A 12739-nucleotide genomic window follows, 5' to 3' on the forward strand; every position below is an offset into this window, starting at 1 on the left:
ACGATTTGTATGTTGTTGAGAGTGCTTTTTTGCTACACTGTGGCAAATTATAGATTGTATTCACTGTAATAAGTGAGCAATATTATAAACCAGTTTTAACTATTTTGACCAACTTGCCCTTATCCATCACATTTTAAGTCATGGAATGCTATCAAGCCATTGATTTTATAAAGTTACTGATTCTATGAAGCAACCAACCGCTGAAGCCCTAACACACTTGCGTAACCGCACGCATATCATTATCGAAGGTACAGATACCCGTTTGGGTAAGCTCTTTGATATTGTATTATTGATTGCGATTTTGGCCAGTGTTGCTGTCGTCATGCTTGATAGTGTGTTGTACATGCGCTTGCAATACGGCACGTTGTTTTTTTATGCAGAGTGGTTTTTTACCATTCTGTTTACCATTGAGTATGCGCTAAGGTTGTTTTCAGCACCCAATCGTTTGCGCTATGCGTTTAGCTTCTTTGGGATAGTGGATTTGCTGTCTGTTTTGCCAAGCTATCTAAGCTTACTGTTTGTAGGGGTGCAGTATCTACTAGTCATACGAGTACTGCGTATCTTACGTGTATTCCGTGTCCTAAAACTCAAAGCCTATATGCAACAAGCAGGTTTTTTGGCTTCTGCACTCAAGACCAGCCAGCAGAAAATTACGGTCTTTTTCTTGTCCCTTGTGCTATTGGTAACCATCTTTGGTTCAATTATTTACGTAGTAGAGGGGCCTGAGAACGGGTTTACTAGTATTCCATTGTCTATCTATTGGGCGGTTGTCACGATGACAACGGTTGGCTATGGTGATATGTCGCCTAAGACGCCGTTAGGCCAAGCGATTGCAACCATGGTTATGATCACAGGTTATTCGATTATTGCCGTACCGACCGGTATTTTTACCTCTGAGCTGGCTCGTAATATGCGCCCACAGCTCAATCCTGTCACTTGTCCCAACTGTGGTAAATTCGGTCATGCAGTGGGCGCAGACTTTTGCGATCGCTGCGGGCACGCGCTCCATATCTAATGATAGGTAGTGACAGGTTTTATATCGCTACTGATGGCTCGCTTATCTATACCTCAATGTACTCATCAACCAGCGGCGAGAGGTCAGTCTCGACACCTAGATTTACCAAGTTCCAATACTGTCCTGATATAGTGCGATCTAGCATCATCGTTGTAGCAGAGGGTTGAAACTGACCAAAGTATTTCAATGAGGTACGCATTTGCGCAATGGCATCATGATGTATCTGACTGCTGCCAAAATCAAACGCACCTTCTTGATATGGGCTGATAGATAATGGCTTGAGGCCAATGGATAGCCATTTTTCATAAAACTCGCCAGGGATGTTTTTATCATCGTCACGGCGAATGTCTAAGGCGACGAGGTCTTGCTCAAGTGCGGTCACATCGCCTTTGATAGCGTGTTTTGCGAAACGACGGAACAATTGAACTTCGCTATCACTGTAACTACGGATACCACCAAAATCATAAGCCACGACGCTGCCGTCATGACGAAAGGCAAAGTTGCCTGGATGTGGATCACAGTGCATACGGTACAGGCCAAATAGCTGCCCTGCGGTAAAATGAAACAGGCGCTCTGCTATTTTTTGTTTAATGTCATTGTCCCATGTCGCAGCGACGGTCAATGTCTCTCCCATCTCTTCGGTTAAGGTCAAAATCCGTCTGGAAGAATGGCTGCTGATAACTTTAGGAATGATAAGGCCCTCATCATCTGCATGAAAAGCACCAAACACACGTAAGTTATAAGCTTCTTTGGTATAGTCCAGCTCATCATGTAAGCTTTGGCGAATCTCGTTAAAGAGTTGCTCTTGCAACTGCTTACTCATATTGAGTACGCCTGCAATCTTTAGTGCCATGCGGACTTGCTTGAGATCACTATCACAGTTTTCATCCACATCAGGGTATTGGACTTTGACCACGACTTTTTGTCCAGACAATAAAGTAGCTTTGTGCACTTGTCCGATAGAGGCGGCAGCAAACGGCATCTCTTCAAACTCACTGAACAACTCTACTATAGGGGCTTTTAGCTCACGCTCAACTTGTGCACGTATTTGCGCATAGGGCATTGGCGGGGCATCTTTTTGGAGTTTTTCTAAAGCAGTGGCAACCTCAGGTGGAAAAACGTCTTTGTACTGTGATGCGATCTGTCCTACCTTCATCACAGCACCTTTCATTTCACCCAATGTTTCGGCAATCTGGATACCCACGTCTTGCATCAAGTCTGAGCGAGCCTGCAGGCGTTTCTCTTCGTCACTCGAGAGATGCTTAAACGAGTTCTTAGCTGCTTTGCCGGCAATACTTGCTGTCATGCCAGCGAGTTTCATAAAGCGCTTTCCGGACGTTTTTGCCATTCATATCACCATGTAGTGGATTATTTGCTCAGCCATAATTCTATTATTTTCATCAGACAATTACTGTTTGACTAATGTGTGAAAAACAAAATGTGTGAAAAATAAGAGGTTTTACTTTATTAATAAAGCTAGTAATCTATAAAATTAGAAAACACCTTAAGTGCTTGTATTGACTGAATAAATATTGCTTAGCCAGTAGTCTAGTGCCATCTCATAACCCATATGACCCAAACCACAGATGACACCGACTGCGACATCGCTCAAATAGGAATGATGCCTGAAAGGCTCACGCGCATGAACATTGGATAAATGTACTTCTATAAAGGGTTTCTGCGTGGCCAATAGGGCATCACGTAGTGCAACTGATGTATGGGTAAATGCAGCAGGATTGATAATAATGGCATCAGCTTGGGCAGATTTGTCTGCTAATAAGCCATAGTGTTGGATCTTATCTACTAGATCGCCTTCATGATTTGATTGTATACAAGTTAATTCAATGCCGTGCTGAGCGGCTCGTTCGACCAAACGTTTTTCGATATCTACCAGCGTCATATGGCCATAAATTTCAGGCTCACGCTTACCCAATAAGTTCAGGTTGACGCCATTCACCAATAGCAGTTTGTGATTGAGTGTCTGATCAATGTGTTGGTCAGCAGGATTTTCTGCTGCTGTAGATGGAGAAGAGGACGTCATAGTAATCTCTGTCGCTATTTAAATATGTGGATGATTTATTATAATGAATAAGGTGTGCATGACAAATAGGTTGCATAAGCTGATTCAGCGTATCCCTTTATAATAGCAGCTTGTAGGCTAGGTTATAAAAAAATTACAAGAAAAACTCACCCATGCATTAAAAAGCGTGTTAAAAGTCTTTATGTTGCTAAAAACCCGTGCTATGATATTTTTTATGCAATAAATATTGCAAGTTTGTTACTGTCATTGATATGAGAGATAGTTTGCAAGATTGGCTTTCTTTTATATAAGCGTTTTAAAGATGACTGTGGCTAGGTTAGTATTCTTAAGTTTTTGATTTCATCATCTTAGATCCCGTTTATATGCAATGTTGCAAAGGAATTTGGGGCTAAGCGAACTTTTTTAGGAAGTAATATTATGTCAGCTCGTGAGCAAGGTATCGTTAAGTGGTTTAATGACTCAAAAGGCTTTGGTTTCATTCAACGTGACAGCGGAGAAGATATTTTTGTCCATTTCCGCGCGATTCAGGGTGATGGCTATCGTTCTTTGAAAGATGGCGAAAAAGTTGAGTTCAGTGTCGTAGAAGGTGAGAAAGGTCTACAAGCTGAAGAAGTCAGAAAGATAGAAGAGTAATCTATCCAGACATTAAAGCGGTTTAGTTATAATGTCTGTACAAACTACTGATATACTACTGAGTCAAGCCCGTATTGTCTTACCCATGTTGAGTTAACAGCAGCATATTTGGTAGGTCAGGTATTGGGCTTGGCTTTTTTTGTACCCGTATGTCTAGCGGCCATCTATAGATATCATGTTGCGACTGCTATTGGTCACACTTATGTCAGTATAAAGCTTTATTGTGAGCTGATTTGTGATTGATAAAATATAAGCAACTAATTTAAAAGGATATTTTTTTGAGTAATTTTACAACGTTTACTGATTTGCCACTTTCAGTCGCAACACTACGCGCCGTGAGTGATTTGGGCTTCACTGAATTAACGCCTATTCAGGCAAAAATACTACCGCATACATTAGCAAATCAAGATGCCATCGGACAGGCACAAACGGGTACAGGTAAGACAGCAACGTTTTTGCTGACTATTATGGAGGCGTTACTCAAGCGTCCTTTTGCTCATGATGAAGAGCGTTATCTCGGTGAGCCACGTGCAGTCGTTATGGCACCAACGCGTGAGCTCGCTCAGCAGATATTTGATGACTGCATAGCATTGACCAAATATACGTCGCTGCATAGTGTCTGTATTATGGGTGGTACCAATTACGAAACCCAGCAGCATGAGCTTGAGCGCCAATATGTTGATATTTTGGTGGCGACGCCTGGCCGTCTGATTGATCTTGCCAATAAAGGCATGGTGTATTTAGATCGAGTAGAGGTGTTGGTATTGGATGAAGCAGACCGTATGCTGGACATGGGTTTTATCCCCGATATCAAGCGCTTAGTAGGTCGTATGCCCGCCAATACAGACCGTCAAAGCTTACTGTTTTCTGCTACTTTTAACCAAGATGTGATGAATTTGGCGTATCGCTGGTTGCATGAGCCGCAGTTTGTGGAAATCGAGCCAGAACACAAAACCAGCGAATTGGTTGATCAGCACTTTTATTTACTGACAGAAGATCAAAAACTCGAAGCCCTGCAGCGTATTATTAGTGATGAGGCCGTTGAAAAGGTCATTGTATTCGCCAATCGCAAAGATCAAGTCAAGCGTCTCTATCATAAACTGCGTCAAGCACATAGGATTGTCATGCTCTCAGGTGATGTGATTCAGCAAAAACGTGAGAAGTACTTACAGCGATTTAAGGATGGTCATGCGTCTATTTTGGTCGCAACAGATGTTGCAGGGCGCGGTATCCATGTCGATGATATCAGTCATGTGGTTAACTATACCTTGCCGGATCAACCAGATGATTATGTACACCGTATAGGTCGTACAGGTCGTGCAGGCCAGACAGGTATTAGTATCAGCTTTGTCAGTGAAGATGACGCATTTAATATACCAGCATTAGAGAAGCATCTAGAGACCAAGTTTACGCTTGAGCAGTGGCAGGAATAATTGCTATAAATGGATATCATTTATAGCAATAAAACCCTTAATATCATTTTTGGTATTAAGGGTTTTTTGTACGCTTGGTAAAGTCTACGCAGTACTCGCAGTATGTGTTAGAAATTATTGAGCATGATGCATGGAGGTGGCGTCATCGCCCATATCGTGCATGCTATGATCCATATGATTATCCATGTCTTGCATATCATGATCCATAGCCGGCGTCATATCGTGATTCATTTGATCCATGTCATGAGCATCTGTCTCAGACATCATAGCAGAGTGGCTACTGTGATCCATCTGTGCGTGTCCACCACCATGCCCGCCATGCATATTTGCCATGACCATAGGAACAACAGCAACTGCCAAACCTGAGAGTACCATCACCGCACCATTTAACTGCCTTAAGCGAAAACGACCAATCTTGTCACGTAACCAGCCAACTGTCTCGTGCGTTGCAACTAGCATCGGTATGGTTCCTAAACCGAACACGAACATCAATGCGGCACCGCTTAGTGGGTTGTGAGCGACGACAGCAATCAGTAGGGCGCCGTATACCAAACCACAAGGCAAAAAGCCCCAAAGCAAACCTGCTGTTAGTGCGCGCGGAAAAGTATTGAGTGGAAATACCTTTTGACGCAGCGGGCTAAGGTATTGCCAAAAGCGCATGCCAAAACGCTCAAGCTTGGTCAAAAACGGCGCGCCAAGCATGGTAACACCGACGAATACTAGTACCAGTCCTAACAAGATGCGCGGCATGCTATTGCCCTGCATCAATGGCGCTAGTACCGTGACACCAATCAGGCCTGCGACCAAACCCAATAATGCATAACTGGTTAGACGGCCAAGATGATAGGTGGCCACCAAAGCGCGGCGTTTAGTAGGGCTGACATCTTTCATAGATAGACCAAATGCCGTCACAAGACCGCCACACATACCCAAACAATGCGGCGAGCCAAAAAACCCCATCAGTAATGCCGCAACAAGTAAAGCCATGGTCATGGATGCATCTCCTAAAAGTCATAAAGGCCGTATCTATAGACACGATTATTATCTAACGAAAGCTCATCATTACACGATGAACAGAGAAGAGGATAAAGGTTAAATTTTTGGATTTTTCTCTACATCAGTACGAACGAGCGCATCTTTATCAACGTTATCATATGACGGCTCGGTATTTGCAGAGGGCTGAGACTGCACCGCGCGCTCATGAGCTTGCATGGTTTGCCTGCGCTCTTGACGATCATCCAATATGATACGCTGTGATGCATTGTCCAAATCTTCGAACTGGTTTGATTTTACCGCATAACGCACTGCCCAGATGGCAACCACAAATAGCATGAGACTTAATGGGATTAATAAAAATATACTGAGCATGGTAACTCTCTTCAATAGCAGTGTCTTTTATTATTATACACCCATCGCAAATGTAGTGGATGATCTGTATCGATTAGAATGAGACGTAGCATCATATGACGATATTAGCTGCGCGTTTAGTATAAAAACCTATTCATCAGATGCTTTTTTGGCACTGCCTCGCGGTGTTAGGAGTTGCTGTGAAGTCACATCATCGGCGTGACGACAGTTCATTTGCGGACGTATCACATCTCGTAGATAGGCGGCGATTTCATAAACAGCCCGCCGTGAATGACTTAGGTTTTGCGCAGGTTTCATCCAGTCGCGTCTAACTGGCAACGGTGCGCTAAGCGGTGTGCTGTTAATACCATTCAAGGCAAACTGTCTGCGCGCACGTGCCATATGATAGCTATCCGTAATAAGATAAACGTGATGGAGCGGAATACGCTTGGCTGTAAAACGGGCGTTTTCGCATGTATTCATACTGGCATTTTCGCTTATCAGCCCATCGATACCATGCTCAATGAGCCACTGACCGAGCCAAGGGGCTTCAGCGCCGCTTAGTACAATAGGTAAGGGAAGATCGTGATAAGCGCCTGCAGCAGTACGGGCACGATTCAGACTGTAGCGATTGAGAATGATTTGATTGTTATTATCATTAGTTAGACCACCGCCTAATACCACGTAAGCAGTCGGCGGAGAACTCATAGCAGCAGAAGGCATTTTTGGTAAAGGAAGAAGCGCAAATATATAGACAACGGCTTGTGAGAATAGAGGTGTGAACAAACTGATTAGGACTAAAATAACAGACGTCGAGCCTAATACAAAGGTAATATTGATGATACGAAATAGCTTCACCATTCGTTCGGCTGAACGCAAATAGTTTCGCCATAAGCGTTTAGACCATGATTGTTTAGACCACATGCTCAGCATATCCAATTGAGCCATCAGCATTCACCCAAACTGGCTCACGTGATAGCTGAATTGCAAATTTCTCATAGACAATGTTGGCGATATAGCGCTGTGCTGTTGCCACATCTTCTTGAGTTGCTTGATAGGGAGTGTGATTGGTCAGTACCAGCGCCTGATTTTTATGAGTCACGATGGGTACGATACCGCCCCCTTTTAATCCTGCTTGCTCGATGAGCCAACCTGCGGCAACTTTTACCATCGCATCAGACATTGGATAACCAACGATAGCTGGATAGCTTGTTTGCAACGCCGTAAATTGATCTTGACCAATAATAGGATTTTGAAAGAAACTACCACAGTTAGGTAGTTGTTTTGGGTCTGGCAGCTTTTGGTGTCTAATATCTATAATGGCTTGCATCACGTCATGAGGCGTTGCTTGCTCGCGCCCTTGCTGCTTAGCATAGCGCTGCGCTACTGTTTGGACATCACCATAGCTGGCTAAAATATTGGTAGGATCAGTATGTAATCTGAAACCGACGCGACTAATAATCCATGTGTTTGGCGTGCGTTTAAAGATACTGTCACGATAGCCAAATTGACAGTCGGCCGCTGATAAATGCTGCCAAGTTTGTGTCGGTAAATGATAAGCGCGTACATATTGTAAGCAGTCTTCTAACTGTACACCGTAAGCACCAATATTTTGTACTGGCGCTGCACCAGTTAAGCCAGGTATGAGCGCAAGATTCTCTAACCCATACCAGCCTTGATTGACTGTATGTATGACTAAATCATGCCAGTTTTCGCCCGCCATTACTTCGATATCGACATAGCTATCAGTCTGAGCAGTCAGGTGAATACCGCGCATTTTGGGTTGTAATACCACCGCATTTAACGCTGCTGGTAATAAAACATTGCTACCGCCAGATAAGACAAATAATGATAGCTGATGTTCTATATCCTCTGCATAGGTTGCCATAAAGTCATCAAGCTGTACCTCATTAGTCAATGTCACTACAGAATCAGCGACACAGGCCAGTGCCATCGTATTGCTATGTGACAAATCGACTGAACTACTGACTAACAGAGTCGCTGATGAGTCGTTTACAGTCGTGGTCTGAGCGTCGAGATCAAGGCGTGCAGCTTGGGTCATAACATAGCCTATGGGGCAAAAGGATAATAAATAATAAGGTAGCTATAGTTGATTCAACTTAAAAGAGATACAAGGCAACTGAGTGCAGACGTAACTGTGATACTTCAAGCGAGGTTAACGCTGCAGCTCTTTTATAGAGGATTAACTATATTATAGAGGATACCGGATGCAAGAGTAGCAGAAATATAGAATTTATGGCTAGCAAGCTTTCCAGCTTTCGATCCAAGCTTGTGCGCTTGATTCGATGCGCTCGATCACCTCTTCAAAATCATCGCTATCACCTTTATAAGGATCCGGTACATCGTTACCGCCGTATGTAGGGTCTTCTTCACTAAATAGGGCCAGCTTTGCCAAGTCATCTTCTGTATCTGTAATGCCATCTTTAATAGCTTGCAGGTCGGCTAAATTCTGTGAATCCATGGCCAAGATTAAATCAAAATCGCGAAAGTCATTAGCGGTTACCTGGCGTGCAACCAATTTATTAATTTTGTAGCCATGTGATTTTGCATGACGCTGCGAGCGTGGGTCAGGTTTGTCGCCGACATGTGAATCACTGGTACCTGCTGAGTCTATCTTTATTGAGAGTCCAGCAATCGCCGCTTGCTGACGGAAAACTTCCTCAGCAGTTGGTGAACGGCAGATATTTCCTAAACAAACCAATAATACAGACGAGGGAGTACAGGCTTTCATCAGCATAATATGACCTTCTATAACAAAAAAAACATGCTATAAGAGACCAGCATTATTAATGCGGCTTTTATTAGCATGCCATCGATTGAACCGGCTATAGCGTAACGCTTAATGGCTTGAATGGCAAGAAGAGAGACTAGACAACAGCGTCATTTGGCAGTGGTTTTGTAGCCATACTATATATGACAAAGTAATATGATCACCATAGGATATCAATCTTGATTGGATTTAAAACGTTGTAGATCACGACGTTCTTTCTTATTGGGTTTATTATCGGGGCGTGCAAGGTTGGCAAGTTTGCGCTGCTCAGCATAGTAAGCACGGCGTGTTTCACTCTCTTTGGTCTCTGAATATAGCACTTCAGCCGCCGCTGCATTGCCTCGCTGGGCCGATAGGGCCTCAACGACGACGGTTTTTTCGGTCATCGCAGTCGCGGAGCCTTGACGAATGGTTAGCTCATCGCCGACTGAGATTTCTTTGCTGGTTTTCACGCGGCTGCCACCATAATGGACACGCCCGCTTTCAATGGCTTGTTTGGCAAGCGTACGCGTGCGATAAAAGCGCGCCGCCCACAACCATTTATCGAGACGAATTTTGGTCAGACTTTGAGGGTTATTATTTGTATTTTTACTCATAAGAATCCTTTTACATTCGTTCTTATATTAAATCATGATGTTATATCAATAATATTAGGGCAACTTTATTATTTGCAAATGGATTTTTGTGATTGTAATGCTTAGGGCGTATCCCTAATTCAAACGTTTATCACCATTTTTAAAATAGGGGCACGCTCTAGTATCCGATTATATGATGCAAAAAGCGGCCAATCATAAGAAAAGCCGCTTTTATTATTCATTTTAGAAACATGCGCTTAGAGGATTATCTCAGACATATTAGAAGATTATCTTAGAAATAACTGATAGCCAATATTATCATTGACCGTTGTACAGTCGTAGCCGATATCTAGTAAGGCATCTTGTAGTTGGCGCGAGTTACCATCAGAGGCTTGTAGGCCGACCAATACACGGCCTTCAGCAGCGCCATGGTTACGGTAATGGAATAAAGTGATATTAAAGTCATCGCCCAATTTTTCTAAGAAAGTCAGCAGTGCGCCCGGACGCTCTGGAAATACCACTTGTAGTAACTGCTCGTTTTCGACCTTGGCGTGACCACCAATCAAATGACGGATATGCGATTTGGCGATATCATCGTCGGTCAGATCATAAGCATTATAGCCGTCGTCTGCCAGTTGGCTGCTGATGGTTTGACGTTCTTTTTCACCTTCTTTTAACGCGATACCGACAAAAATTGAGGCAGGCTCCATAGAATCTGGCGATTTTTTGCTGTCAGCACGGTAGTTAAACTCAGTGATATTACGGCCGTGTAGGCTGCGACAGAAATTCAAGAAAGCGCCTGTTTGTTCAGGGATGGTAACCCCAAAGATGGCTTCTTTTTTCTCACCGATCTCGGTACGTTCAGCGATATAGCGCAGGCGGTCAAAGTTCATATTAGCGCCGCAAATGATGGCCGCGCAGTTTTTACCTTGAATATTGTTCGCTGTGATATATTTTTTCATACCAGCAACCGCCAACGCACCTGCAGGCTCTACGATACTGCGGCTCTCCTCAAACACATCTTTGACAGCGGCGCACACCTCATCATTGGTACAAGTGATCACTTCAGGCTCGACGATAGGGCCTGAATTATCGCTTTTTTGCGTACGCACAACGTCAAAAGGCAATTTACCAATTTGAGCGACTGCTACGCCATCGACGAACAATCCGACTTGCTCAAGTTTGACACGTTCACCCGTTTCAAGTGCTGCTTTTAGGCAGGCGGATTGTTCCGCTTCTACTGCGATCACTTTGACATGCGGTGCCACTTCTCCCAAAAATGCGGCGACACCTGAGATGAGACCGCCACCACCAACGGCAACGAATACATAATCCATGTTGCGCCATTGTTGTGTCAGCTCAAGCGCGATGGTTCCTTGTCCAGCAATGACTAACTCATCATCGTAAGGCGGTATAAAGGTAAGTCCTTCGCGTTCAGCACGATCTATTGCATAGCGGTTTGCTTGATCAAAACTATCGCCATGCAGATCCACATTGCCACCCAGTGCTCTGACGGCATTTACTTTGATGTCGGGAGTTGTGGTTGGCATAACGATGATGTTGTTCAGTGATAGCTTGCGTGCAGAGTACGCCACGCCTTGCGCATGGTTGCCTGCTGAGGCGCAGATAACGCCGCGTGCTTTTTGCTCATCGCTTAGCTGACTGATGCGGTTGTAGGCACCGCGCAATTTAAAGGATTTGACCGGTTGTAAGTCTTCACGCTTGAATCGAATGTCATTGGCAAAACGTTGGGTCAGCTTGGGCGCCGTTTCAAGTGGTGTTTGAATAGCAACGTCATAGACGGTGGCTTGTAAGATGGCTCGTACCCAATGTGACAGCATAGTAATCCCTAAACAGAATGAATATAAATGAATATAAAAACGAAATAGATTAGCCTATGCTGATTTTGAGTATCTTGCAAGACTCAATTGCAGTTTTCTTGGGATTTCATGCCTGAATGAATATAAAGTGAAAGCGTGTGGCGAAGAACGTTGTGAGATAAGTATTATATGACTACCGAATTAGAGTAGTGATTGCGCTAACATCGATGAATATCATCGGTTATAATAGCCGCGCATTTTATCTGTTTTAGCCTTTTACTTTTTTTAAGACCATACGTTTATTTTCCAAGGATTTATGATGAGTGATCAGCAAGCACAAAAGCAAGCCGCCGCCCGCGCCGCCCTAAGCTATATCGAAGACGATATGATACTTGGGGTAGGGACGGGTAGTACGGTCAACTGTTTGATTGAGTTGTTGCCACAATTGAAGCTTGCTGGTGCGGTTGCCAGCTCACAGGTGACTGAAGACAAACTGCGTGCGCTTGGTATCGAAATCGTTGATTTGAACTTTGCTGGTACGCTCGATGTTTATATTGATGGTGCTGATGAGGTCAATGAGCACTTGCAGCTCATCAAAGGCGGCGGCGGTGCATTGACTCGCGAAAAGATTGTGGCAGCAGCGTCTAACAAGTTCGTTTGTATGGTCGATGAGAGTAAAAGCGTTGATATATTAGGTCGCGCGTTTCCAGTGCCAATTGAAGTACTGCCACAAGCGCGCTCTTATGTAGCTCGCCAACTGGCCAAATTGGGCGGTGAGCCTGTTTATCGTGAAGACTTTGTCACTGACTATGGTAACGTTATCTTAGATACTTATGACTTGGATGTGAGCAATCCGATTGCGCTCGAAAAAGAGCTGAATAATATCGTAGGTGTGGTTTGTAATGGTATCTTTGCGGCGAACCAAGCGGATGTGCTATTAAAAGCAGGTGCAAATGGGGTGACAACGCTCACGCGTTAATTTATATCCATACGCTTGCTAAGAACTGATGTCCCGTCCTAAAATAGATTGATGATTTTTTAATGAGCCAGATACCCTGAGTATTTGGCTTTTTACATTAAACAG

General features: G+C 43.9%; 13 protein-coding genes. 4 read left to right on the top strand and 9 right to left on the bottom strand.

Annotated features, from left to right (window positions below):
- The first annotated feature begins 184 nt into the window (after positions 1 to 184).
- Entirely contained in the window at positions 185 to 1015 is an 831-nt protein-coding gene (locus QO189_RS10025; protein WP_075107416.1) for an ion transporter, read from the top strand.
- Positions 1016 to 1061: 46 nt separating this feature from the next.
- On the opposite strand, the gene QO189_RS10030 is transcribed toward QO189_RS10025, so the two are convergent.
- Positions 1062 to 2363: an ABC1 kinase family protein gene (locus QO189_RS10030; protein ID WP_371532627.1), complete on the bottom strand. Its 1302-nt coding sequence runs from the start codon at positions 2361 to 2363 to the stop codon at positions 1062 to 1064.
- 156 nt (positions 2364 to 2519) lie between these two features.
- Positions 2520 to 3056: a type II 3-dehydroquinate dehydratase gene (gene aroQ / locus QO189_RS10035; protein WP_371532628.1), complete on the bottom strand. Its 537-nt coding sequence runs from the start codon at positions 3054 to 3056 to the stop codon at positions 2520 to 2522.
- A gap of 417 nt (positions 3057 to 3473) precedes the next feature.
- Here aroQ and QO189_RS10040 point away from each other — a divergent pair, with 417 nt between their 5' ends.
- Both QO189_RS10040 and QO189_RS10045 read left to right on the top strand, forming a co-directional pair.
- Entirely contained in the window at positions 3474 to 3689 is a 216-nt protein-coding gene (locus QO189_RS10040) for a cold-shock protein (RefSeq protein WP_192992921.1), read from the top strand.
- Positions 3690 to 3967: 278 nt separating this feature from the next.
- Positions 3968 to 5122 carry a DEAD/DEAH box helicase gene (locus tag QO189_RS10045; RefSeq protein ID WP_371532629.1) on the top strand — a complete coding sequence of 385 codons (1155 nt, stop codon included), beginning with the start codon at positions 3968 to 3970 and terminating at the stop codon, positions 5120 to 5122.
- 114 nt (positions 5123 to 5236) lie between these two features.
- Here the strand turns inward: QO189_RS10045 and QO189_RS10050 are convergent, their stop codons facing one another.
- The 7 genes from QO189_RS10050 to ilvA form a co-directional block, all read right to left on the bottom strand.
- A complete protein-coding gene (locus QO189_RS10050) occupies positions 5237 to 6115 on the bottom strand; it encodes a sulfite exporter TauE/SafE family protein (protein ID WP_371532630.1) in 879 nt (292 codons plus the stop codon).
- Positions 6116 to 6214: 99 nt separating this feature from the next.
- A complete protein-coding gene (gene ccoS / locus QO189_RS10055) occupies positions 6215 to 6490 on the bottom strand; it encodes a cbb3-type cytochrome oxidase assembly protein CcoS (protein ID WP_371532631.1) in 276 nt (91 codons plus the stop codon).
- Positions 6491 to 6619: 129 nt separating this feature from the next.
- On the bottom strand, positions 6620 to 7393 hold the full coding sequence (locus QO189_RS10060) for a YdcF family protein (protein WP_075107411.1): 774 nt from the start codon (positions 7391 to 7393) through the stop codon (positions 6620 to 6622).
- Positions 7383 to 8423 carry a UDP-N-acetylmuramate dehydrogenase gene (gene murB / locus QO189_RS10065; protein WP_371532640.1) on the bottom strand — a complete coding sequence of 347 codons (1041 nt, stop codon included), beginning with the start codon at positions 8421 to 8423 and terminating at the stop codon, positions 7383 to 7385. The genes QO189_RS10060 and murB overlap by 11 nt, the downstream gene beginning before the upstream one ends.
- Before the next feature lie 306 nt (positions 8424 to 8729).
- Positions 8730 to 9227, bottom strand: a complete 498-nt coding sequence (locus QO189_RS10070) for a low molecular weight protein-tyrosine-phosphatase (protein ID WP_201598688.1) — start codon at positions 9225 to 9227, stop codon at positions 8730 to 8732.
- 206 nt (positions 9228 to 9433) lie between these two features.
- The gene (locus QO189_RS10075; protein WP_371532632.1) at positions 9434 to 9856 is read right to left on the bottom strand and encodes an RNA-binding S4 domain-containing protein; all 423 of its coding nucleotides are present in this window, start codon (positions 9854 to 9856) and stop codon (positions 9434 to 9436) included.
- A gap of 266 nt (positions 9857 to 10122) precedes the next feature.
- Positions 10123 to 11676, bottom strand: coding sequence for a threonine ammonia-lyase, biosynthetic (ilvA, locus tag QO189_RS10080; protein ID WP_371532633.1), 1554 nt, complete (start codon positions 11674 to 11676; stop codon positions 10123 to 10125).
- A gap of 298 nt (positions 11677 to 11974) precedes the next feature.
- Between ilvA and rpiA the strand changes: the two genes are divergently transcribed.
- The gene (gene rpiA / locus QO189_RS10085) at positions 11975 to 12634 is read left to right on the top strand and encodes a ribose-5-phosphate isomerase RpiA (protein WP_371532634.1); all 660 of its coding nucleotides are present in this window, start codon (positions 11975 to 11977) and stop codon (positions 12632 to 12634) included.
- The last annotated feature ends 105 nt before the right edge of the window (positions 12635 to 12739 follow it).

The sequence above is a fragment of the Psychrobacter sp. Arc29 genome (genome assembly GCF_041431175.1).
In the GTDB taxonomy this organism is placed as follows: Bacteria; Pseudomonadota; Gammaproteobacteria; order Pseudomonadales; family Moraxellaceae; genus Psychrobacter.